Source organism: Streptomyces sp. NPDC101166, assembly GCF_044768125.1.
Lineage (GTDB): Bacteria > Actinomycetota > Actinomycetes > Streptomycetales > Streptomycetaceae > Streptomyces.
In genome coordinates, this window is sequence record NZ_JBIWPF010000013.1 from 190872 (window position 1) to 212634 (window position 21763).

A 21763-nucleotide genomic window follows, 5' to 3' on the forward strand; every position below is an offset into this window, starting at 1 on the left:
GTTGTCGACAGTGACATCAGCGACGTGAGGGCGGTGCAGTGCCATGACGGACGAACGGGAGCGCAGGCCGGAGACCCCGGCGGAGGCCGACGGGACGACGGGGCTGTTCACAGCGCTGGGCAAGATGCTGAAACGGCTCCGTGAGCGGAAGGGGCTGACGCAGAAGGAGTTCGGGCAACTGGTGGGGTACGGCCCGGACGCCATCTCCGCGATGGAACGCGGCGTACGGCTCATCCGCCCCGAGGTGCTGGAGCAGGCCGACGTGCTGCTGGACGCCGGCGGCATGCTGAAGGACGCGATTCCCGAGGTGCGGGAGGCCATGGGGCGCGTTCGGACTCGGCATCCGGAGTGGTATCGCGGGTACGCGGCGCTCGAGGCGGAGGCGGTCGAGCTGCACTTCTACGCCAACCAGGCCATGCCGGGGCTGTTGCAGACTGAGGATTACGCGCTCACCGTCTTCCGGCAGCGGCGGCCCCTGTTGAGTAAGGAAACGATCGATAAGCGGGTCACCGACTGGCTGTCGCGGCAACAGGTCTTCGAGCGCTGGCCCGCTCCCATCGTGAGCTACGTGATCGAAGAGGTCCTGATGGACCGTCCGATCGGCGGACCCTCCATCTTCAAAGCCCAGTTGCAGAACCTGCTGCGTGTCAGCGACATGCGGAACGTAGCGCTTCAAGTGATGCCCACTCGACTCGAGGAACACCCAAACCTGGACAGTGCGTTCAACTTGCTGACGCCCAAGAAGCATGCACAAGTGGCGTACACGGAGGCACAGGGCTTCCCAAGGCTGATCACCGACCCGGAAGATGTCCGTAAGATCGCTGACCGCTATGGGATCATGCGAGCGATGGCTCTCTCCCCCCGGGAGACGCGCATGTTGATCGAGAAGAAGCTGGTGGAGCTATGAGCGACAGGGAACTCACCTGGTTCAAGTCCAGCTACAGCAGTGGCGAAGGCGGCGAATGCCTCGAAGTAGCCACCCGCCCCACCACCATCCACATCCGCGACTCCAAAGACCCCGCCGGCCCCGTGCTGGACCTCTCCCCCGGCACCTGGGCCGCGTTCACCTCCGCTCTCAAGTGACCTCCGGGTAGAGCCCCTCCACCTCCTTCGCGAAGTCCCGCAGGATCGCCTCGCGCCGCAGCTTCATCGACGGGGTGAGGTGGCCGTCCACCTCCGTGAAGTCGCGGGGCAGTACGGCGAAGCGGCGGATCGACTCCGGGCGGGAGACGAGCTTGTTGGCCTCGTCGACCGCCCGTTGGAGCACCCCGTTGAGTTCCTCGTCGCCGATCAGCAGCTCCGGCGGGACGGGGTGCTTGCCGTTCATCTGGCGCCAGTGGGTGAGGCCGTCCGCGTCGAGCGTGATCAGCGCGGAGACGTAGGGGCGGGCGTCGCCGAGGACGATGCACTGGGAGATCAGGGGGTGCGAGCGCAGCCAGTTCTCCAGCGGGGCCGGGGCGACGCTCTTGCCGCCTCCGGTGATGATCATCTCCTTCTTGCGGCCGGTGATCGTCAGGTAGCCCTCGTCGTCGAGTTCCCCGATGTCGCCGGTGGCGAGCCAGCCGTCGGGCGCGGCGGGGACCACTCCGCCGGCCGCCGGGTCCCAGTAGCCGCGCAGCACGTGCTCGCCGGCGATGAGGATCTCACCGTCGGCCGCGATGCGGATCTTCGTGCCGGGCAGGGGCCAACCCACCGTTCCGAGACGGGGTTTGAGGGGTGGGGTGACGGTGGTCGCGCCCGTGGTCTCGGTCAGGCCGTAGCCCTCATAGATCTCGATGCCCGCGCCGAGGTAGAACGCGGCGAGGCGGCGGCCCAGCGGGGAGCCGCCGCAGATGGCGTGCCGGACCCGTCCGCCCATGGCGTTGCGCAGGCGACGGTAGACGAGCGGGTCGTAGAAGGTGCGGGCGGCTCGCACGGTGGCGGCGGGGCCGTTGCCGGTCCCGGTCTTGTGGGCCTCGACGGCCTCGCCGTAGCGGATGGCCGTGTTGACGGCGCGGTCGAAGGCGCCGACCCGGCCGCCCGACTCGGCCTTCGCGCGGGCCGAGTTGAAGATCTTCTCCAGCATGTAGGGGATGGCGAGGAGACAGGTGGGTCTGAACGCGGCCAGATCCGGCAGGAGTTGGTCCGCCTTGAGGCTGGGGGCGTGGCCGAGGCGGACGCGGGCGCGGACGCAGGCGATGGCGACCATCCGGCCGAAGACGTGGGACATGGGGAGGAAGAGCAGGACGGAGAGGTCCTCGGTGTCCGACTTGAAGACGGGGTAGAGGAGTTCGATCGCGTTGTCGACCTCGGTGAAGAAGTTGCCGTGGGTGAGCGCGCAGCCCTTGGGGCGACCGGTGGTGCCGGAGGTGTAGATGAGGGTGGCGAGGGTGTCGGGCACCAACATGCCTCTGCGGATGTCGACTTCGGCGTCGGGCGTGTGCTGCTCGCCGAGTTCCGCCAGCCGGTCGAGGTGCCCCTTCTCCATCACCCAGATGTGCTGGAGGTCGGGCAGCCGGTCGCGTTCGGGGCCGATGGCCGCGGCCTGGCCCATGGTCTCGGTGACGAGGGCGACCGCGCCGGAGTCCTGGAGGATCCAGCGGGTCTGGAAGACGGAGGAGGTGGGGTAGACGGGCACGCTGACCAGTCCGGCCGCCCAGGCGGCGAAGTCGAGCAGCGTCCACTCGTAGGTCGTGCGGGCCATGATGGCGATCCGGTCGCCCGGCATCAGGCCCTCGCCGATCAACCCCTTCGCCACGGCGTGGACTTGGGCGGCGAACTGCTCCGCCGTCACGTCTGTCCACTCGCCGTCCGCCGTCTTGCGGCTGAGGACCACCGCGTCCGGGGCGGCGGCCGCGTTCTCGAAGGGCAGGTCGGCGAGGGAACCGTAGGTCACCGGGCGCGCGAACGCCGGTACGGACGCCTCCCGCACGGCGCCGTCCAGGCGGCGCGTCTCCGGCTCCACCAGCACGGGGGGAGCGTCGGGGTCGGCGTAGTCCGGGGCGGGCTCTGAGTACGGGGTGGACACGGGCGGCTCCCTGGGCGTGCAGCGACAGAGGACTGCTTGCTGCATGAGGTACGTGCCTCGCGTGTCGAGGCGTTCACCGGGTTGCCCCCGAGTGCCGGGGTTACCGCCGGTTGGGTAGGGGATCGTACGACGTTCGCGTGGGGGGTGTGTGCGGGTTCGGAGATGGTCCGGGGATCAGGCTGTGCAGTCTCAGACGCTCGTACGGGTCAAGGGCGTTCCAGGATCGCCGTGACGCCCTGGCCGCCGGCCGCGCAGATCGAGATCAGGCCTCTGGACGGCCCCTCGCGTTCGGCGAGCAGTTTGGCGAGGGTGGCCACGATGCGGGCGCCGGTGGCGGCGAAGGGGTGGCCGGTGGCGAGGGAGGACCCGGCCGTGTTGAGACGGTCCCGGTCGACCGGGGCGAGCCCGCGCTTCTCCCAGGCCGCCAGCGTGGCCAGCACCTGGGAGGCGAACGCCTCGTGGATCTCGACCAGGTCGAAGTCCTCCATGCCGAGGCCGGCCCGCTCCAGCATCTGCGGCACGGCGTAGGCGGGCGCCATCAGCAGCCCGTCCTCACCGCCGGCGACGTCCCCGTGCACGAAGTCCACCGCGGCCGTCTCGTACTCGGTCAGGTAGGCCAGCGGCTCCAGGCCGCGCGCGTCGGCCCAGTCCTCGGAGGCCAGCAGGACCACGGCCGCGCCGTCGGTGAGCGGGGTGGAGTTGCCCGCCGTCATCGTCGGGTCGGGTGCGTCGAGCCCGAACACCGGCTTCAGACGGGCCAGTCGTTCGACGGTCGAGTCGGGGCGCAGGTTCTGGTCGCGGTCGAGGCCTCGGAAGGGGACGACCAGGTCCTGGAAGAAGCCGTCGTCGTAGGCGGCCGCCAGCCGTCGGTGACTGGCGGCGGCCAGCTCGTCCTGCGCCGCGCGGTCGACGCCCCGGACGCGGGCGGTGACCGCCGCGTGCTCGCCCATGGACAGGCGGGTGCGCGGTTCGGCGTTGCGCGGGATGTCGGGGATCAGATGCGCTGGGCGCACCTGGGCGAGTGCCTTGAGGCGGGCGCCGGTGGTTTTGGCGCGGCGGGCTTCGAGGAGGATGCGGCGCAGCCGGTCGTTGACGCCGAGCGGGGCGTCGCTCGCGGTGTCGGCGCCGCCCGCGATCGCGGACTCGGTCTGCCCGAGGGCGATCTTGTTGGCGGCGGCGACGATCGCCTGGAGCCCGGTGCCGCAGGCCTGCTGGACGTCGTACGCCGGGGTGCGCGGGTCCAGCTTCGAGCCGAGGACGGTCTCGCGGGCGAGGTTGAAGTCGCGGCTGTGCTTGAGGACGGCGCCGGCGACCAGCTCGCCCACGACGCCGGGCACGTCGAGCCCGTACCGCTTGGCCAGGCCGTCCACCGCCGCCGTCAACATCTCCTGGTTGGAGGCGGTGGCGTACGGGCCGTCGGAGCGGGCGAACGGGATCCGGCTGCCGCCGACGATCGCGACGCGGCGGACGGCCCGCGGCGGCCGGTTCACGGGGATCATCTCGACCTGCTCCTCAACGGTGACATAAGCTTACCGGCGGTAACCTTACTCCAGAGTAAGGACCGGAGTCACTGTCGTCATGCCCCGCGATCGCTAGGAGCCGAACGTGGCCGACCGCTATCTGAGCCTCAGCGCCACCGCGCCCGGCCGCTTCCTCACCCGACGGCTCGGGCTGCCGCAGCCGGCGGCGCTCAGGCGCTGGTCCGCCGAACACCCCTCCCTGGACGGCGGCTTGCTCCACCTCACCGCCGGGACGTCCGCGCTCGACCTCCCGCCCGTCCTGGCCCGGACGGGACTGACGCCCGCCTCCTCGCCTCCCTCCCCCTCGTCCCTCGCCGCCGTCGTCCTCGACGCGACCGGCGTCCGGGACGTCGACACGCTCGCCGAGGTGCACGCGGCCCTGCACCCGGTCGTGCGGTCGGTCGCGGCGAGCGGGCGGATCGTGCTGCTGGGCGCGCCCCTCGACCCCGAGGACCATCACCGGGCCGCCGTGCAGCAGGCGCTGGAGGGCTTCACGCGCTCGCTCGGCAAGGAGATCGGCCGGGGCGGGACCGTGAACCTGGTCCGGCTCACGGACGCGGCCGCCGCCGAGTCCACGCTGCGGTTCCTTCTCTCCCCCAAGTCGGCCTACGTCAGCGGCCAGGTGATCGGCGTGGGCACGGGCGCGATCACCGGCCCGGACGACTGGAGCCGTCCCCTCGCCGGCCGTACCGCCCTCGTCACCGGCGCCGCCCGCGGGATCGGCGCGGCCGTCGCCGAGACGCTGGCCCGGGACGGCGCACGGGTCGTCGTCCTGGACGTCCCGGCGGCGGAACGGGACGCCCGCGACCTCGCCGCCCGCCTCGGCGGCGGCGCCACCGCGCTCCCCCTCGACATCACGGCCGCCGACGCCGGGGAGCGCATCGCCGCCGAAGTCCCCGACGGACTCGACGCGCTGATCCACAACGCGGGCGTCACCCGGGACCGCCGGCTGGTCAACATGCCCGCCGAGCGCTGGAGTTCGGTGCTCGACGTCAACCTCGCGAGCGTGCTGCGGACCACCGACGCGCTGCTCGCCAAGGGCGCGTTGAGACCCGGCGGGCGGATCGTGGCCACCGCCTCCATCGCCGGGCTCGCGGGCAACGCGGGCCAGACCAACTACGGTGCGAGCAAGGCGGGCGTCGCCGGGCTGGTCCGCGCTCTCGCGCCGCGCGCCCTCGCCGAGCACGGGGTGACGGTGAACGCGGTCGCACCGGGCTTCATCGAGACGAAGATGACCGCCGCGGTGCCGTTGCTCATCCGCGAGGCGGGCCGCCGTATGAACTCCCTCGCCCAGGGCGGGCTGCCCGTGGACGTCGCCGAGACCACCGCCTGGCTCGCCCACCCCGCCTCCGGCGCGGTCAACGGACAGGTCGTGCGGGTGTGCGGCCAGAGCCTGCTGGGGGCGTGATGACGACCGTCTCCCTGCCGTCGCCGCCCGCCCTCGCCCCGCTCCTCGCCCGGGGCGCGCTGCTCTCCCCGTTCAAGCGGCCGCGCCCCGACGCCGGCCATCCGGGCGTCCGGCTCGTCCTGCCCCGGCTGCGGATCGACCAGAGCCGGCTGACCGCGTACGAGCGGGTGTGCGGCTTCGGCGCGGGCGAGGACACGCTGCCGGTCACCTACCCGCACGTCCTCGGCTTCCCGCTGGCCATGCGGCTGATGAGCGACCGGCGCTTCCCGCTGCCGCTGCTCGGCCTGGTCCACACCTCGATCGAGATCACCCGCCACCGCCCGCTGCCGGTCTCCGGGTGCTTCGAACTCGGCGTGCACGTCGACCGGTTGGCCCCACACCGACGCGGCACCGAAGCGACCGTCGTGACCGAGGCGCGGGACGGCGGCGAGCTGGTGTGGGAGTCCCGCAGCACCTATCTCGCCCGGCACCGCACTCCGGGGGCGTCCTCCACGGCGGCCGGCGCCGGGGACGGGCCCGGGGCGTCTCTCACAGGCGGAGGCGGGGTCCCGCTTCCCGTGCTCGACGAGTGGCGGCTCGGCGCCGACGTGGGCCGCCGCTACGGCGCCGCCTCGGGCGACCGCAACCCGATCCACCTGCATCCCCTCACCGCCCGCCTGTTCGGCTTCCCGCGCGCCATCGCCCACGGCATGTGGACCGCGGCCCGCTGCCTGGCCGCGCACGGCGCCCCGGAGGCGGTCCGGGTGCGGGCCGACTTCCGGGCGCCGGTCCTGCTGCCGGGAACGGTGACCTTCGCGGCGGACGGCACCCGGTTCGAGCTGCGCGGACCGGCGGGATCGGACCGGCTGCACGTGAACGGGCGGGTGGAGCCCCTCGTCTGAGAGGCCGGAGCGCGGCGGGACTACGCCTCCGGCGGGGACCAGGGCCGGCCGGCCATCAGGTTGCCCAGGCCTGCCCAGGCGAAGTTCATCAGCGTCGCCGCCGCCTGCCGGGGGGTGCCGCCCTCGGTGGCGTTGGCCCAGGCGGCCAGGGACTCGGCGGCCCCCACCAGGGCCTCGGCGAGGCCGCCGACCTCCTGTTCGGGCAGGTCGGGCGCGCGGTGCGCCTCACGGGCGGCGACGGCGATCAGCTGGGTCACGAAGGCGACGATCTCCGCGCGCATCGCGGCGACCTCGGCGGCGAACGGCTCCCCGTGGGTGCGGGCCTGGAGGTGCAGCACGGACCAGGCGTGCGGGTGCCGGCCGGTGTGCGCGAAGAACGCCAGCAGGCCGTCCCAGAGCTGGCGGTCGGCGGGCAGGTCGGTGCGGACGCCGGAACGCACCGCGTCCACGAGCGCCTTCGCCTCGCGCCGGATGCAGGCGGTGAAGAGGTCTTCCTTGGAGTTCAGGTACAGGTACACCAACGGCTTGGACACGCCCGCCAGTTCGGCGATCTCGTCCATCGACGCGGCCATGTACCCCCGCCGCCCGAAGATCTCCACGGCGGCGTCGAGCATCTGCTGCTCACGGACGGCGCGCGGCATCCGCTTGGTCTTCACGGCACCCATGGGGCAAGCCTAGTTGGGGGCGGCGCGGGGGACTTCCGTACGCGGCCCCGAGGTCCCGCGAGACTACGAGGTCTGCCCCTGCGGTCGGGCGGAGTCGACGGCCTCGTCCTCCTGGGAGCGGTTCGCCTCCAGGTTGGCCTTCATCCGGTCCACCCGGCGCACGACCGTCTCCGAGGCGCGGTCGCGCTCCTTGCGCAGCAGGACGAAGCTGAGCGGCGCGGAGAGCACCAGCGCGAGCAGGATGATCCACATGCCGTTGGACTGGCCGAGGCCGCGCGGAACCACACCGAAGTAGACGAGCCCCCAGACGGCCACGAGGCAGCCTGCGAACACACCGAGGCGCATCAACGTGTAGCGGAGCATCTCAATCCAGTCTTCCGGTCGGTCGGATATGGGTCCGTTGTCCAGTGAAGCACGCCGGGGGGCCGATCTTGCACGGGGGTTGCGGCGCCGGTCAGTTCAGGGACAGCAGGAGCGTGACGTCGTCCCGGTCGTCGCCGGGCGCCACCCTGATCGCGCCGGGGACGCGGCCGACCTCCTGGTATCCGCAGGAGGCGTAGAAGCCCTCCAGGCCGAGACCGCCCCGGCAGGACAGCCGTATCGCCTCGACCCCGTCGAAGCCGCGGGCCGCCTCCGCGGCGGCGGCGAGCAGGTCGCGGCCGTGGCCCTTGCCCTGGTGCTCCGGGTGCACCATCACCGTGTAGAGCCACACCCAGTGCGTCCTCAGCCGGTGGGTGTTGAAGGTGATGAACGCGGTCGCCGCGACCCGCCCGCTCTCGTCGTGCCCGACGAGCAGGCGGGTGCCCCCCTCGGCGATCCGGGCGAGGGTCCCCACCAGCTCGGGCCGGATCGTCTCCCGCGAGACCGGAGGGACGAAGCCGACGGCTCCGCCGGCGTTGCTGACGTCCGTCCAGAGGTCGAGGATGCCGTCACGCAGGCCGGGGGTGATGGCGGGGTCAAGGGTGAAGGTAAGAGGCACACAGCGATCTTAACCATTACAGCAGCGCGGATTCACCGTGACGCTCACGACAGTGCGCGGGCCGCCGTCCTCAGATCCGCGACCAGGCCCCGGTACGCGGCCTCGCGGTCGTCGGCCCGCAGGACGGAGGAGGGGTGCACGGTGGGGAGCAGACGCTCGGGGCGGCCGTGGATCTCCCGCTCCAGGAGCGTCCCGCGCGCCTCGGTGACCCTGAACGAGGAGCCGAGCAGCGTCTTCCCGGCGGTCGCCCCCAGCACCACGATCAGCTCGGGCTCTACGATCGCCAGCTCGGCCGCCAGCCAGGGGCCGCAGGCCGCCGCCTCCCTCAGGGTCGGCGCCTTGTGGATGCGGCGCTTGCGGGGTTCGGCCTGGGTGAACTTGAAGTGCTTGACGGCGTTGGTGACGTACGCGTCCGCGGGATTCAGGCCGGCGTCGGCGAGGGCCCGGTCGAGGAGTCCGCCCGCGGGTCCCACGAAGGGTCTGCCCTGACGGTCCTCCTGGTCGCCGGGCTGCTCGCCCACGAGCATGAGGCGGGCTCGCGGGTCGCCCGCGCCGAAGACGGTCCGGGTGGCCGCGCGGTGCAGGGGGCAGCCCCTGCAGTCGGCGGCGGCCTCGCGGAGGGCGTCGAGGCCTCGGGGCGTCTTCGGGACGAAGGGGGCGGCGGTGTACGCGTCCTCGGGAGCCTTCGTGCCGGCCATGCGAGCCGGGTACCCGCTCAGTGCGAGTCCTCTCGCCCCCGCCGCCCTTGCCCGCCCCTCCCTGAGGGCTGCCGCCCCCAGCCCCCGGACGGGCTGGAGCGGCTCACCCTTCTCCCGGGCTTCAGACGCGCATCGGCTGGGGGGATTCGCGCAGGAGAGGGTCGGGGCCTTCGTACTCGCGGATGATCTCGTAGCGGGTGTTGCGCTCCACGGGGCGGAAGCCGGCGTCGCGGATGAGGTCCAGCAGGTCCTCGCGGGTCAGCTTGTTCGGCGTGCCGTAGTTGTCCGCGTCGTGGGTGATCTTGTACTCGACGACCGAGCCGTCCATGTCGTCCGCGCCGTGCTGCAGCGCGAGCTGCGCGGTCTGCACGCCGTGCATGACCCAGAAGACCTTGACGTGCGGGACGTTGTCGAAGAGGAGGCGGGAGACCGCGAAGGTCTTCAGGGCCTCCGCGCCGGTCGCCATCTGGGTGCGGGCCTGGAGGCGGTTGCGGACCTTGCCGTCCTGCATGTCCACGAAGTCGTGCTGGTAGCGCAGCGGGATGAAGACCTGGAAGCCGCCCGTCTCGTCCTGGAGCTCCCGCAGCCGCAGCACGTGGTCCACGCGGTGGCGCGGCTCCTCGATGTGCCCGTAGAGCATGGTGGACGGGGTCTTGAGACCCTTCTCGTGCGCCAGGCGGTGGATGCGGGACCAGTCCTCCCAGTGGGTGCGATGGTCCACGATGTGCTGGCGCACCTCCCAGTCGAAGATCTCCGCGCCACCGCCGGTGAGGGACTCCAGACCGGCGTCGATCAGCTCGTCGAGGATCTCGGAGGCCGACAGACCGCTGATCGTCTCGAAGTGGTGGATCTCCGTGGCCGTGAAGGCCTTGAGCGAGACGTCCGGGAGGGCGGCCTTCAACTCCCGCAGCGAGCGCGGGTAGTAGCGCCACGGCAGGTTCGGGTGCAGGCCGTTGACGATGTGCAGCTCGGTGAGGTTCTCCGACTCCATCGCCTTCGCGAGCTTGACGGCCTCCTCGATGCGCATCGTGTACGCGTCCTTCTCCCCCGGCTTGCGCTGGAAGGAGCAGTACGCGCACGACGCCGTGCACACGTTGGTCATGTTGAGGTGCCGGTTGACGTTGAAGTGCACGACGTCGCCGTTCTTGCGCGTCCGCACCTCGTGCGCGAGGCCGCCGAGCCAGGCCAGGTCGTCCGACTCGTACAGTGCGATGCCGTCCTCGCGGGTCAGCCGCTCGCCGGAGCGGACCTTCTCCTCCAGCTCGCGCTTGAGCCCGACGTCCATGATCATCCCTCTCGTAGACAGACTTCGTACACCGTACGCCCGCAGTGGTCCTAGACCTCTTCGGGCAGCTCCCCCACCCGGTTCTCCCACTTCGTGGAGAGCACGATGGTGGTGCGGGTCCGGGAGACGCCCTTCGTCCCGGACAACCGCCGGATGATCCGCTCCAGGCCGTCGACGTCGTTGGCCCGCACCTTGAGCATGAAGGAGTCGTCGCCGGCGATGAACCAGCAGTCCTCGATCTCACTGAGGTCCTTCATCCGGGCGGCCACGTCCTCGTGGTCGGCCGCGTCGGAGAGGGAGATGCCGATGAGGGCGGTCACGCCGAGGCCGAGGGAGGCGGCGTCCACCGTCGCGCGGTAGCCGGTGATCACGCCGGCCGCCTCCAGCCGGTTGATGCGGTCGGTGACGCTGGGTCCCGACAGGCCGACGAGGCGCCCCAACTCCGCGTACGAGGCCCGGCCGTTCTCCCTCAGGGCCTGGATGAGCTGCCTGTCCACCGCGTCCATGCGATCGAGCCTTCCGAAAGAGTTCCTGAAGTGATGAGTCGTACTGCGACTTGCTCAGATGGCGTTCAGGGCGTGCGGGTTCCGCTGCCGCCGCCCAGAGCCCGGCCGAGCTCGCCCTCCCAGCGGCGGTACAGCCCGTGCCCGACGCCCGCCGCGTCCAGCACCCGGCCCGCGACGAAGTCGACCAGGTCCTGGATGTGGGTCGCGCCCGCGTAGAAGGCGGGGGAGGCGGGCACCACGCTCGCGCCCGCGTCGTCGAGCGCCACGAGGTGCCGCAGCGTCTGCCCGTTCAACGGGGTCTCCCGTACGGCGACGACGAGCGGCCGGCGCTCCTTCAGCGTCACGCTCGCCGCGCGCTGGAGGAGGTCCTTGGACAGCCCGACGGCCACCCCGGCGACACAGGCCGTGGACGCCGGGACGATCAGCATCCCCTTCGTCGTGTACGACCCGGAGGACGGCCCCGCCGCCAGGTCCCCCGCGCCCCAGTACCGCACTGCGTCCAGGCTCACGTCGAAGGCGTCCGGCTTGCCGTCCGCGCCGCGCGCCAGCCATTCGCGCAGGTCGTCCCGCCAGTGCGCGTCCCGGAACGAGATCCCCGTCTCGTCGAGCAGCGTGAGCCGCGAGGCCCGGCTGACCACCAGGTCGACACTCTCGCCCGCGGCGAGCAGCGCCCGCAGGACAGCGGCGGCATAGGGCGTACCGGACGCCCCGGAGACCCCCACGATCCAAGGCACGCGCTGCGTTTCTCCTGCGTTCACACCTTGAGCGTACCGGTGGGCGCGTGGTCAGACGGTCAGACCCCGCACCGCGAGATCAAGCAGCGCGCACACGAACAAGGCGATGCCGATGAAACCGTTGACCGAGAAGAACGCCCTGTTCACCCGGGACAGGTCATGCGGGCGGACGATGGTGTGCTCGTAGACGAACGCGCCGGCGACGATCAGCAGGCCCAGCCAGAAGAACGCGCCCGCGCCGGTGGCGAGGGCGTACCAGACGAACAGGGCCGTGGTGATCGCGTGGCAGACGCGGGCTCCCCAGATCGCCGCCGGGACGCCGAAGCGGGCCGGGACCGATCGGACGCCGATCTCGCGGTCGGTCTCGACGTCCTGGCAGGCGTAGATCAGGTCGAAACCGCCGATCCAGACACCCACGGCGAGCCCCAGGATCACCGCGTCCCACGACCACTCCCCCGTGATCGCGAGCCAGCCGCCGATCGGGCCCATCGCCTGGGCCACCCCCAGGATGGCCTGGGGGAAGTTCGTGAAGCGTTTGCCGTAGGGGTAGACCACCATCGGCACCACGGCGACCGGGGCGAGCGCCAGGCACAGCGGGTTCAGCAGAGCCGCCGCGCCCAGGAAGACCGCCAGCGCGATCAGCGCGCCCGTCCACGCGTGCCGCACCGACATCGCGCCCGTGACGAGCTCGCGCCCGGCGGTGCGCGGGTTCCGCGCGTCGATCTCACGGTCGATGATCCGGTTGACCGCCATGGCGAAGGTGCGCAGGCCCACCATGCAGACGGTGACCAGCGCGAGCCGGCCCCAGTGGACGTTGCGGTCCAGCTGGAACATCGCGGTGAGGGCGGCGATGTAGGCGAAGGGCAGCGCGAAGACCGAGTGCTCGATCATCACCAGGCGCAGGAATGCTTTCGTGCGTCCCGGCTGCTGCGGGAGCGCCGCGGAGGCGGAGGTCACAGCCCGTACTCCTTCCAGCGGCGGTCCACCAGGGACGCCGTCTCCGGGTCCGACAGGACCATGTCGGGCCAGCCGCCGTCGCGGGTGTAACCCTCCTCGGGCCACTTCTTCGTGGCGTCGATACCCGCCTTGCCGCCCCAGAACTGCTGGTAGGAGGCGTGGTCGAGGTGGTCGACCGGCCCTTCGACGAGGGAGAGGTCGCGGGCGTAGTCGGTGTTGCCGAGGGCGCGCCAGGCCACCTCGTGCAGGTCGTGGACGTCGCAGTCGGAGTCGACGACCACGATCAGCTTGGTCAGCGACATCATGTGCGCGCCCCAGATCGCGTGCATGACCTTCTGCGCGTGCTTGGGGTACTTCTTGTCGATCGAGACGATCGCGCAGTTGTGGAAGCCCCCCGCCTCGGGCAGGTGGTAGTCCACGATGTCCGGGACGATGATCTTCAGGAGCGGGAGGAAGAAGCGCTCCGTCGCCCGGCCGAGCGGGCCGTCCTCCGTCGGGGGGCGGCCGACGACGATCGACTGGAGCAGCGGGCGGCGGCGCATGGTGACGCAGTCGATGGTGAGCGCGGGGAACGGCTCCTGCGGGGTGTAGAAGCCGGTGTGGTCGCCGAAGGGGCCCTCCGGGAGCATCTCCCCCGGCTCCAGCCAGCCTTCGAGGACGACCTCCGCCTGCGCCGGCACCTGGAGCGGCACGGTCTTGCAGTCGACCATCTCGATCCGCTTGCCGGCGAGGAACCCGGCGAAGAGGTACTCGTCGATGTCGCCGGGGAGCGGGGCGGTGGAGGCGTACGTGACCGCGGGCGGACAGCCGAAGGCGATGGCGACCGGGAGGCGTTCGCCGCGGCGGGCCGCCACCTGGTAGTGGTTGCGGCTGTCCTTGTGGATCTGCCAGTGCATGCCGATGGTGCGCCGGTCGTGGCGCTGGAGGCGGTACAGACCGAGGTTGCGGATTCCGCTCTCCGGGTCCTTGGTGTGGGTCAGGCCCAGGTTGAAGAAGGAACCGCCGTCCTTGGGCCAGGTGAACAGCGCGGGCAGCCGGTCGAGGTCCACCTCGTCGCCGCGCAGGACGACCTCCTGCACGGGGGCGTCCTTCACCTTCTTCGGCGGGACGTGCGCCATCGCGCCGAGCTTGCCGAAGGCCTCGCGGACGCCGACGAAGCCGTGCGGCAGCTCGGGCTTGAGCAGACCGCCGATCCTCTCGCTGATCTCCGCGTACGAGGTGAGGCCGAGGGCCTTGAGGAGCCGGCGGTCGGTGCCGAAGACGTTCATCGCGAGGGGCATCGCGGAGCCCTTCACGTTCTCGAAGAGCAGCGCGGGGCCCTGGGCCTTCTGCACCCGGTCGACGATCTCCCCGACCTCCAGGTACGGATCGACCTCGGCCTTGACGCGCTTGAGGTCGCCCTCGCGTTCCAGGGCCCTGAGCAGGGAGCGAAGATCGTCGTAAGCCATGGGGCCAAGTATCCCCGAGCGGCTACCCTGACCCAGTACCTGGGGCCCTCAGGGGTCCTTGCACCTGCGCAAGGCCCTCGGACCGCGGCCCCGACCACGACTGCTCTGAGAGGCCCCCATGCTCCGGGTACTGATGTTCCTGGTGCCGCTGGCGTTGAGCGTGTACGCGTTCATCGACTGCATCAGCACGAAGGACGACGACATCCGCCACATGCCCAAGCCGCTGTGGGCGATCCTCGTGCTGCTGTTCCCTCTCGTCGGCTCGATCTCCTGGCTGATCGCGGGCAAGAAGCGCAGCCCGGCCGCCGAGGGCTGGTCGGGCGTCCGCAGCGGCCGGCAGCGCGGAGGGTGGGTCGCACCCGACGACAACCCCGAGTTCCTGAAGTCGCTGGACGAGGAGGAGAAGAAGCGGCGCAAGGACGACGGCGAGCAGTCCTGACGCGGTTCTCACCCGTCGGGCCGCACCCGGCGGGCCTCACGCGGTCTGGCACACATCAACACTCCCTCCTTACCCTGGCGTCGTAGACCGGCCACGGGGGAGGTGCGGTGCACGGACAGTTGTACGGACGGGGGGCGCTGTTCGACGTCGAGCCGGCCGGGCTGGTGTCGCGGCTGGTGGGGCTACGGCCGTACGAGCATCACGCGGAGCGGGTGGAACACCCCGGCGGGCCGCCCCTGTTGGTGCTGGCCGGCGGCCGGGGCGCGGGCAAGAGCGCGGTGCTCGCCGAGATCCTCGGCGCGTACACCGAGCGGCTGCGGGGCGGCGAGACCCGCAAGCGGACGCCGGCCGCGCTGATCGACTGCGAGGACGAGCAGTTCGCGCGCCCGCCGCACGCGGAGAGCCCCGAGTCCTGGTCCCCCGTCTGGCAGGCGCTGCTGGTGCTGGCCGAGCAGCTGACCGAGCCGGTCAAGGCGGCCGGGCAGCTCACCTTCCCGCGGCTGACGGCGGGCCTGGTGGCGGTGCGGGCCGGCGACTGGAGCGGACGCGGCGACTCGGAGCGCATCCGGCGGGAGCTGACCCGGATCCTGCTGCTGAACGAGCGGGGTTCGCGGTTCAGCATGGCCGGGCGGTGGGCGGCACGGGTCGCGGTGCAGGTCGTCTCGACGGCGAGCGGCCAGGGCGCCTTCGTGGCGGCGGCCATCGAGGCCACGCTGGAGGCGCTGTCGGAGGGCGTCACCTCCCGCAAGGAGCAGAAACCGGCCACCTGGTACCGCGCCTACCCCAACGCGGGCGGCAACGCCAAGCGCGGACTGCTGCTGCTCGCGGGGAACTTCCGGGCCGGCGGCGCGTCCCGCGAGCACGCCGAGCGCTGGCTGGTGCGGGCGCTGCTCGCCGACCTGGCCGAGGCGTACTCGGGGCTCGGCTCCCATCTGCGGCGGCTGGGGCGGCCGTTGATCCTGCTGGACAACGCGCGCGGCGGGCCGGGCCCGGGGCTGCTGGACGCCGTGCTGCGGGACCGGGCCGAGGGGATCGCCGACCAGGTGGTGTGGGCGGCGACCGTACGCGGGACCGGTCCCCCCTCGCTGCGGGACGCGGTACGGCGCGAGCTCGCGGAGGTCGCCCGCGCCACCGGCTGGACGCCGGGCTCGTCGCCGTCCTCGCGGGCGCTGCTGGTGCCGCTGCCGCCGCTGTCCCCGGACGACACCCTGCACATGGTGGGCGCGGTCTGCGACGACGTCGTCGTGCCACCTCGACTTCCGCACGCGGTGCACCGGTTGACCGGCGGCAACCCGCTCGGCATCGTGCTCACCGCCGCCGCTGCCCGACAACACCCTGACCGCGCATCGTCGTTGGGCCGGCTGCTGACCGCTCGGATCAAACTCACCGAGGACCAGACCGACGACGGACGGTCCGCCTACACGGAGTTGCTCACCCGGCTGGTCCCCGCCGACCGCCTCGACGAGCTGACCGTCCTCGCGGCCGCCCACGACCACGACTCCGCCGTGGCCCTCGCCGCCGCGCAACTTCCCGACGACTTCGGCTCGTCGGGCGTACGGTCCCTGCGGGCGCGGCTCGCCGCGGAGGGACTCGCGGGGCGGCCGGACCACTTCGTCGGCGACCCCTTCGTCCGCACCCTGCTGCTGCTCCGGCTGCACCACCGCAACGCCGACCGCGCCAAGTGGCGGGAGGTGCACGAGACGTTGATCCGGCACTACACGCCCGGCCTTGAGGGCGACGCCGACCCGTCCCACGCCCGCTACCGGCTCCACCACGAACTGGCCCTCGGCGACACCGCCGGCGCGGTGGCCCATCTGCGGGACACCTTCCCCACGCTGGACACCCGGGCCTGGCTCGGCACGCTCGCCTTCCTCGCCTCCGCGCCCTGCTTCCCGGCCCGCGACGACGACCGCCGGTCGGCGATCGCCCTGGGCCGCACGGACGGGGACGAGCGGCCGCCCCACGGCGTGGACGCCGCCCTCCATCTGCGCGTACGGCGGCTGCTGCACGCGGTGTGGCAGCTGACCGACCCGCTGGTGCCGCCCGAGGCGACGGTGTGCGACCGGCTGCGGTTCGAACTGCTGCAACTGTCCGACCTGCGGCCCGCCGGGGGCGCACTGCTGTTCGCGGCGTCCCGGTCCTGGCACCGGGACGCCCTCGCGGGCCGCCCCCTGCGCGTCCCCGCGGACGACGACGCCGATGACGTGGACGGGGACGGGGAGGCGTGATGGCTGACGGCGGCAGAGATTCCGGCGGCGGCAGAGGTTCTTTCGGGCGGTGGCTGCGGGAGATCTGGGAGATCCGCCTCTACCGCTATGTCGCGGTGCTGGTCGCGGCCGCCCTGGTCACCGGCGCGTTCTTCGCGGCGCGGGCGCTCACCCGCGAGGACCGCTCCTGCGCGCCGGGCGTGTCCCGCCCCGAGGGCAGCGACGAGTGCGTGGGCGTGACGTCGACCGCGTACGACTTCGGGCGGCCCCAGTTCCGGGACGCGGTGCGGGCCATCGACCGGGAGAACGACCGGCTGAAGGAGGGGAGTTACGTGACGGTGGCGCTGATGATGCCGTACACCGCCACCACCGCCTCCACCCTCAGCGACATCCTGCACGAGGTGCAGGGCGCCTATCTCGCCCAGTCGGAGGCCAACCACACCTCCAACGGGCAGGCCCCGGCGATCCGGCTGGTGCTCGCCAACCCCGGTGCGACCAGCGCGCACTGGGAGCGCCTGGTGGACCAGCTGGAGCGGATGACGACCGGCCCGGAGCGGCTGCGCGCGGTCGCCGGGGTCGGCATGAGCACCGAGGACAACAAACGGGCCGTGGCGGAGCTGACCCGGCGGGGCATCCCGGTCATCGGCGCGTCCATCACCGCCGACGACCTCGCCAACGGGCACGGCGGCAAGGACCCCTTCCCGGGGCTCGCCCGGGTCTCCCCCACCAACACCGACGAGGCGCGCGCACTGGCCTCGTTCGCGAAGGTCACCGCGGGGCGGGCGCTGCTGGTGTACGACAAGCCCGGCGATCCGTACACCCGGACGCTGCAGACGTCGTTCGCCGCGCTGATCAAGGGCTCCCCCTACGAGCCGCAACCGTTCACGCCGCCCGCCGACCGCTCCCAGGAGGGCACGACCGCGAACACCTTCCGGCAGATCACCCACCTCGTGTGCGACACCTCGCCGGAGACCGACACCATTCTGTTCGCCGGCCGCCACACCCAGCTGCGGCAGTTCATCAACGCGCTCGGCGGCCGCGGCTGCCAGGACCGCCGGTTCACCCTGCTCACCGGCGACGAGGGCTCCTACCTGACGGGCGACCGCCAACTGGACCGCACCGCCCTCACCCGCAACCTCTCCGTCCGCTACACCGCCCTCGCCCACCCGGACGCCTGGACGAAGGGCGCCCCGGCGACGGGCGGCTCGGCGCGGGACGCCGCGGCGCTGACCTCGCTGCTGGAACGCGCCGTCCGGGAGCCGGTCGGCCCGGTCGGGCCCACCGCCCTGGACGACGGGCAGCTGATCATCGCGTACGACGCGCTGCGCCTCGCCGTCCACGGCATCCGGGAGGCCACTCCCGACGGCGGGACCGTGCCGTCCCTCGCGGACGTCGGCCTCCAGTGGCCGCAGGTCAAGGGCTCGCTGCGGGTGAGCGGGGCGAGCGGGTGGATCTGTCTGGACGTGCACGGCAACCCGTACGACAAGGCCGTGCCGATCGTGGAGCTCACCCCGCAGGGCGCCTCCCGCTTCGTCCGCATCGCCTGGCCGGAGGGGAGACCGCCGGCGAAGGAGTGCCTGCCGCCGTCGTAGCGGACCTGTCCTGGAGGGTCCGTTCGAGGGGCCTGCGTCGAGGACCCTCGACCGGTCTAGGGGACCTGCTCCATGTGCTCGATCAGACGTTCGAAACGCGCTCTCCAGCCGGGCTCGCTCCCGCCCTCGGGCTCCCCCGCCCGAGCGGTGCCTGCCGCGTCGTCCTCGTCGTCGCCGCCGCCCTGGAACTCGTAGGTGAACCGGAGGGCGCACCCGCGCTCACCGTCCCGCTCCAGGTGGAACCGCATCCGGCCGCCGCCTTCCACCGTGTACTCGGCGACCCGGTCGACGTCCCACGCGGTGACCTGTCCGCCGCCCAGGCCCGGCAGCCCGATCACGCCCCCGTACCGGGGTTCCAGCACGTCGACGGGCCCGAACCACTGCGCGAGCCCCTCCGGGGTGGTGAACGCCGGCCAGACCGCCTCCATGGTCCGCGGCAGCCGCACCAGGAAGTGCAAAATGCGGATGTCGCCGTGGGTCTGGCTGGTGCCCTGCTCGATCGAACCGCTCATGACACCAGCCTGACCCCGACAGACACCTCACGCACCCCTTGGGGGGCCGGTGGTCACACCCCCGAGTAGGAGTGCTTTCCGCTGACGAAGATGTTGACGCCGTAGTAGTTGAAGAGCCAGCAGGCGAAGGCGATCAGCGCGAGGTAGGCGGCCTTGCGGCCCTTCCAGCCGGCGGTGGCGCGAGCGTGCAGATAGCCGGCGTAGGCGACCCAGGTGATGAACGACCAGGTCTCCTTGGGGTCCCAGCCCCAGTAGCGGCCCCAGGCGTCACCCGCCCAGATCGCGCCCGCGATGATCGTGAACGTCCACAGCGGGAAGACGGCCGCGTTGACGCGGTAGGAGAACTTGTCGAGGGAGGCGGCGGCCGGCAGCCGGTCCAGGACCGAGTTCGCGAACCGGCCGGGGGTGCCGCCGCTCGCGAGCTTGCTCTCGTAGGAGTCCTTGAACAGGTACAGGATCGTGGCGACCGCGCCGACGTAGAACACCGCGCCGCAGAAGATCGCGGTGGAGACATGGATGTAGAGCCAGTAGGAGTGCAGGGCCGGGACCAGCTGGTCGCTCGCCGTGTAGAGGACGGTCACGGCGAGGCCCAGGTCCAGCAGCACGGTGGTGATCAGGAACAGGCCGAGCCAGCGCACGTTCTTCCGCAGCGCCAGCAGCGCGAGGTACACGCCGACGGCCACCGTGGAGAAGGTGATGTTGAACTCGTACATGTTGCCCCAGGGGGCGCGCTGCACCGAGAGGGCCCGGGTGAGCACCCCGCCGAACTCGACGAGGAAGGCGAGCACCGTGAGGGAGACGGCGACGCGGCCGTAGAGGTCGCCCTGCTCGTCCCCGCCGTGCGCGCCCGGCCCGTCGGGCACGTCTCGCGCGCCGGCCGCGGACCGGACGACGACCTTCGGTCGCTCCAGCACGGCGGTTCCGCCGGCCTTCTTCACGGTCACGGCCGGGCCCTTCGCCTCCTTGGCGTCGGCGGTGAGCGCGGCGGCCGTGCGGCCGACCTTGCTGCGGCTGCCGAAGAGCCATTCGGCGATGTACGCGAAGAAGGCCAGGGTGTAGACGGCCATCGCGGAGTAGATCAGCGTGTTGCTGACGTTCGCGAGGTTCTCGTTGGTGGCGGCGGCGAGAGTCACTTCTCCAGCCCTTCGGCAGGTACGGCTCGGGGGTGGGGGGTCGGGGAGCCGGGGGCGGCTTCGGGGGCGGCCCCCGGGGTCGGCTCAGGGTCGGCGTCAGGGCCGGAGGCGGCTTCAGGGCCGCCGGGGTCGTCGTCGGGGTCGGGTGCGGCGGGCGTCTGGTCGTAGAGGAGTCCCGCGAGGTCGCCGATCTCCTCGGGGAGCTTCGCGGACTCGCTGCGGCCGAGGCCGGCCATCTCCACGACCGTCACGCCGTCGGCGCCCTTCACCGCACGCACCCACACCCTGCGGCGCTGGATGAACAGGGAGGCGGCCAGGCCGAAGATCGCGGTGAGCGCGCCGCCCAGCGCCCAGCCGCTGCCCGGCTGCTGGGTGACCTGGAAGTTCGCCCACTCCTTGGTGCCGTCGTAGGTGATCGAACCGGCGCCGCCCGGCAGCGTCAGGGTCTCCCCGGGCTTGAGGTTCTCCCGCATCTGCAGGCCCTTGGCGTCCTTGAACGCCTTCATGTGGCTCTTGTCGAGCTGGTACACGCTCTGCGGGATGCCCGAGTCCACGCCCAGGTCACCGTGGTACGGCACCAGGTTGAGCACCGGGTTCAGCAGGGCCGGGAACACCGAGGACACCTCGTTGCCCTTGGCGTAGCTCGGCAGCAGGAAGGCCTGGAAGGCGAGCTGCTCGCTCTTGCCCTTGGCGTCGCGGTAGCCGTCGAGGACCCTGATCACTCCGGAGGACGTGACGTTGGAGTCGAGTGGCAGCAGGGGGACAGCGTCGCGGTAGACGACCTCGCCCTTGCCGTTCCGGACGGTGACCGCGGGGGCGTACCCGTGGGCCGTGAGGTAGACCTTCGAGTCGCCGATCTCCAGGGGGTGGTTCACCTTGACGACGGTCTTCTCGTCCTTGCCGTAGGCGCCCACGCTGTAGGTGAGGGCCGCCTGGTAGGTGCGCGGGGTGCCCTTGTTGGGGCCGGAGACCTCGTAGGTGCCCGTGAAGTCGTTCAGGGTGAAGCTGAACGGCTCCAGGTCGTCGGTGCTGAAGAGGGTGCCGGACTTGATGTCGTCGTACTGGGTGAGAGTGTTGGAGAACCCGTCACCCTCGACGATCAGCTTGTTCCCCTCCATCTTGAACAACTGGCCCCAGGCGAAGGCGACCAGCATCACGATGAGCGCGATGTGGAAGGCGAGGTTGCCGACCTCGCGCAGGTACCCCTTCTCGGCGGCGACCGCGTCACCGGCGAGGTGGGCGCGGAAGCGGCGCTTCTTCAGCAGGACGAGGGCCGCCTCGCGGACCTCCTCCGGTTCGCCCCCCGCGCGCCACGTGGTGTGGGCGGGCAGCCGGGTCAGCCGCCTGGGCGCGCCCGGCGGGCGGCCGCGCAGCTGGCCGACGAACTGCCAGGTGCGGGGGATGATGCAGCCGATGAGGGAGACGAACAGCAGGAGGTAGATCGCGGAGAACCACACCGAGCTGTAGACGTGGAAGAGGCCCAGCTTGTCGTAGACCGGCCCGAGGGTCGGGTTCTCCTTGAGGAAGTCGGCGACCTTGGTGGGGTCGGTGCCGGTCTGCGGGATCAGCGAGCCGGGAATCGCGCCGAGCGCGAGCAGCAGCAGGAGCAGCAAGGCGACCCGCATCGAGGTCAACTGCCGCCAGAACCAGCGGGCCCAGCCGACGACGCCGAGCGCGGGCGCGCCCGAGAGCGTCTCGGTCGGGGCGGTGGACAGCTGCGAGCCGGCCGCGCCGAGGCCCTGGTCGTCGGGGGCGGCCGGGGTCTGCTCGCCGACGGTCGTCTTGCTCATGG

General features: G+C 71.8%; 21 protein-coding genes. 7 read left to right on the forward strand and 14 right to left on the reverse strand.

What is annotated here, in order from left to right; genetic code table 11:
• The first annotated feature begins 43 nt into the window (after window positions 1-43).
• Window positions 44-907 (forward strand): helix-turn-helix domain-containing protein, encoded by an 864-nt coding sequence (locus ACIRS4_RS23855; protein ID WP_404199323.1) that lies wholly within the window; start codon window positions 44-46, stop codon window positions 905-907.
• Window positions 904-1083 carry a DUF397 domain-containing protein gene (locus tag ACIRS4_RS23860; RefSeq protein WP_404199326.1) on the forward strand — a complete coding sequence of 60 codons (180 nt, stop codon included), beginning with the start codon at window positions 904-906 and terminating at the stop codon, window positions 1081-1083. Before ACIRS4_RS23855 ends, ACIRS4_RS23860 begins: the two co-directional genes overlap by 4 nt.
• Here ACIRS4_RS23860 and ACIRS4_RS23865 read toward each other — a convergent pair.
• Both ACIRS4_RS23865 and ACIRS4_RS23870 read right to left on the reverse strand, forming a co-directional pair.
• A complete protein-coding gene (locus ACIRS4_RS23865; protein ID WP_404199329.1) occupies window positions 1076-3007 on the reverse strand; it encodes an AMP-dependent synthetase/ligase in 1932 nt (643 codons plus the stop codon). The genes ACIRS4_RS23860 and ACIRS4_RS23865 overlap by 8 nt on opposite strands.
• Window positions 3008-3213: 206 nt before the next feature.
• Window positions 3214-4506, reverse strand: a complete 1293-nt coding sequence (locus tag ACIRS4_RS23870; protein WP_404199331.1) for an acetyl-CoA C-acetyltransferase — start codon at window positions 4504-4506, stop codon at window positions 3214-3216.
• 106 nt (window positions 4507-4612) lie between these two features.
• On the opposite strand from ACIRS4_RS23870, the gene ACIRS4_RS23875 reads away from it, so the two are divergent.
• The gene (locus ACIRS4_RS23875) at window positions 4613-5935 is read left to right on the forward strand and encodes a 3-oxoacyl-ACP reductase (RefSeq protein ID WP_404199334.1); all 1323 of its coding nucleotides are present in this window, start codon (window positions 4613-4615) and stop codon (window positions 5933-5935) included.
• A complete protein-coding gene (locus tag ACIRS4_RS23880; protein WP_404199336.1) occupies window positions 5935-6816 on the forward strand; it encodes a MaoC family dehydratase in 882 nt (293 codons plus the stop codon). The genes ACIRS4_RS23875 and ACIRS4_RS23880 overlap by 1 nt, the downstream gene beginning before the upstream one ends.
• A gap of 20 nt (window positions 6817-6836) precedes the next feature.
• Here the strand turns inward: ACIRS4_RS23880 and ACIRS4_RS23885 are convergent, their stop codons facing one another.
• The 9 genes from ACIRS4_RS23885 to ACIRS4_RS23925 all read right to left on the reverse strand — a co-directional run bounded on the left by ACIRS4_RS23885 (window position 6837) and on the right by ACIRS4_RS23925 (window position 14088).
• Entirely contained in the window at window positions 6837-7481 is a 645-nt protein-coding gene (locus ACIRS4_RS23885) for a TetR/AcrR family transcriptional regulator (protein ID WP_404199339.1), read from the reverse strand.
• 63 nt (window positions 7482-7544) lie between these two features.
• Window positions 7545-7844: a DUF4229 domain-containing protein gene (locus ACIRS4_RS23890; RefSeq protein ID WP_404199341.1), complete on the reverse strand. Its 300-nt coding sequence runs from the start codon at window positions 7842-7844 to the stop codon at window positions 7545-7547.
• Between the two features lie 91 nt (window positions 7845-7935).
• Complete coding sequence (locus tag ACIRS4_RS23895) at window positions 7936-8460, reverse strand: GNAT family N-acetyltransferase (protein WP_404199344.1); 525 nt, start codon at window positions 8458-8460, stop codon at window positions 7936-7938.
• A 44-nt stretch (window positions 8461-8504) separates the two neighbouring features.
• A complete protein-coding gene (locus ACIRS4_RS23900; protein ID WP_404199346.1) occupies window positions 8505-9158 on the reverse strand; it encodes a UdgX family uracil-DNA binding protein in 654 nt (217 codons plus the stop codon).
• Window positions 9159-9279: 121 nt separating this feature from the next.
• Window positions 9280-10443, reverse strand: a complete 1164-nt coding sequence (mqnE, locus tag ACIRS4_RS23905) for an aminofutalosine synthase MqnE (protein ID WP_356681711.1) — start codon at window positions 10441-10443, stop codon at window positions 9280-9282.
• Window positions 10444-10493: 50 nt separating this feature from the next.
• Window positions 10494-10949: an Lrp/AsnC family transcriptional regulator gene (locus ACIRS4_RS23910; RefSeq protein WP_404199349.1), complete on the reverse strand. Its 456-nt coding sequence runs from the start codon at window positions 10947-10949 to the stop codon at window positions 10494-10496.
• A 65-nt stretch (window positions 10950-11014) separates the two neighbouring features.
• Window positions 11015-11683, reverse strand: coding sequence for a UbiX family flavin prenyltransferase (locus tag ACIRS4_RS23915; protein ID WP_404199352.1), 669 nt, complete (start codon window positions 11681-11683; stop codon window positions 11015-11017).
• A gap of 51 nt (window positions 11684-11734) precedes the next feature.
• A complete protein-coding gene (mqnP, locus tag ACIRS4_RS23920; RefSeq protein ID WP_402158669.1) occupies window positions 11735-12640 on the reverse strand; it encodes a menaquinone biosynthesis prenyltransferase MqnP in 906 nt (301 codons plus the stop codon).
• Window positions 12637-14088 carry a menaquinone biosynthesis decarboxylase gene (locus ACIRS4_RS23925; RefSeq protein WP_404199355.1) on the reverse strand — a complete coding sequence of 484 codons (1452 nt, stop codon included), beginning with the start codon at window positions 14086-14088 and terminating at the stop codon, window positions 12637-12639. Before ACIRS4_RS23925 ends, mqnP begins: the two co-directional genes overlap by 4 nt.
• A gap of 118 nt (window positions 14089-14206) precedes the next feature.
• Between ACIRS4_RS23925 and ACIRS4_RS23930 the strand changes: the two genes are divergently transcribed.
• The 3 genes from ACIRS4_RS23930 (at window position 14207) to ACIRS4_RS23940 (ending at window position 18326) form a co-directional block, all read left to right on the forward strand.
• Window positions 14207-14527, forward strand: a complete 321-nt coding sequence (locus tag ACIRS4_RS23930; protein ID WP_404199358.1) for a PLD nuclease N-terminal domain-containing protein — start codon at window positions 14207-14209, stop codon at window positions 14525-14527.
• A gap of 107 nt (window positions 14528-14634) precedes the next feature.
• A complete protein-coding gene (locus ACIRS4_RS23935) occupies window positions 14635-16755 on the forward strand; it encodes a hypothetical protein (protein WP_404199360.1) in 2121 nt (706 codons plus the stop codon).
• Window positions 16755-18326: a hypothetical protein gene (locus tag ACIRS4_RS23940; RefSeq protein WP_404199362.1), complete on the forward strand. Its 1572-nt coding sequence runs from the start codon at window positions 16755-16757 to the stop codon at window positions 18324-18326. The genes ACIRS4_RS23935 and ACIRS4_RS23940 overlap by 1 nt, the downstream gene beginning before the upstream one ends.
• Before the next feature lie 56 nt (window positions 18327-18382).
• Here ACIRS4_RS23940 and ACIRS4_RS23945 read toward each other — a convergent pair whose 3' ends face one another.
• From ACIRS4_RS23945 to ACIRS4_RS23955, 3 genes are read right to left on the reverse strand one after another with little or no spacing between them, the layout of a single operon-like run.
• On the reverse strand, window positions 18383-18838 hold the full coding sequence (locus ACIRS4_RS23945) for an SRPBCC domain-containing protein (protein ID WP_404199365.1): 456 nt from the start codon (window positions 18836-18838) through the stop codon (window positions 18383-18385).
• Between the two features lie 53 nt (window positions 18839-18891).
• The gene (gene ccsB / locus ACIRS4_RS23950) at window positions 18892-19971 is read right to left on the reverse strand and encodes a c-type cytochrome biogenesis protein CcsB (protein ID WP_404199367.1); all 1080 of its coding nucleotides are present in this window, start codon (window positions 19969-19971) and stop codon (window positions 18892-18894) included.
• Window positions 19968-21761, reverse strand: coding sequence for a cytochrome c biogenesis protein ResB (locus ACIRS4_RS23955; RefSeq protein WP_404199370.1), 1794 nt, complete (start codon window positions 21759-21761; stop codon window positions 19968-19970). The genes ccsB and ACIRS4_RS23955 overlap by 4 nt, the downstream gene beginning before the upstream one ends.
• Between the last annotated feature and the right edge of the window lie 2 nt (window positions 21762-21763).

Coding starts and splice junctions, on each gene's coding strand:
- ACIRS4_RS23925 (WP_404199355.1), bottom strand. CDS start 14,088: ATGGCTTACGACGATCTTCGCTCCCTGCTCAGGGCCCTGGAACGCGAG.
- ACIRS4_RS23940 (WP_404199362.1), top strand. CDS start 16,755: ATGGCTGACGGCGGCAGAGATTCCGGCGGCGGCAGAGGTTCTTTCGGG.
- mqnE (WP_356681711.1), bottom strand. CDS start 10,443: ATGGACGTCGGGCTCAAGCGCGAGCTGGAGGAGAAGGTCCGCTCCGGC.
- ACIRS4_RS23930 (WP_404199358.1), top strand. CDS start 14,207: ATGCTCCGGGTACTGATGTTCCTGGTGCCGCTGGCGTTGAGCGTGTAC.
- ACIRS4_RS23945 (WP_404199365.1), bottom strand. CDS start 18,838: ATGAGCGGTTCGATCGAGCAGGGCACCAGCCAGACCCACGGCGACATC.
- ACIRS4_RS23885 (WP_404199339.1), bottom strand. CDS start 7,481: ATGGGTGCCGTGAAGACCAAGCGGATGCCGCGCGCCGTCCGTGAGCAG.
- ACIRS4_RS23860 (WP_404199326.1), top strand. CDS start 904: ATGAGCGACAGGGAACTCACCTGGTTCAAGTCCAGCTACAGCAGTGGC.
- ACIRS4_RS23955 (WP_404199370.1), bottom strand. CDS start 21,761: ATGAGCAAGACGACCGTCGGCGAGCAGACCCCGGCCGCCCCCGACGAC.
- ACIRS4_RS23910 (WP_404199349.1), bottom strand. CDS start 10,949: ATGGACGCGGTGGACAGGCAGCTCATCCAGGCCCTGAGGGAGAACGGC.
- ACIRS4_RS23870 (WP_404199331.1), bottom strand. CDS start 4,506: ATGATCCCCGTGAACCGGCCGCCGCGGGCCGTCCGCCGCGTCGCGATC.
- ACIRS4_RS23890 (WP_404199341.1), bottom strand. CDS start 7,844: ATGCTCCGCTACACGTTGATGCGCCTCGGTGTGTTCGCAGGCTGCCTC.
- ACIRS4_RS23880 (WP_404199336.1), top strand. CDS start 5,935: ATGACGACCGTCTCCCTGCCGTCGCCGCCCGCCCTCGCCCCGCTCCTC.
- ACIRS4_RS23855 (WP_404199323.1), top strand. CDS start 44: ATGACGGACGAACGGGAGCGCAGGCCGGAGACCCCGGCGGAGGCCGAC.
- ACIRS4_RS23900 (WP_404199346.1), bottom strand. CDS start 9,158: ATGGCCGGCACGAAGGCTCCCGAGGACGCGTACACCGCCGCCCCCTTC.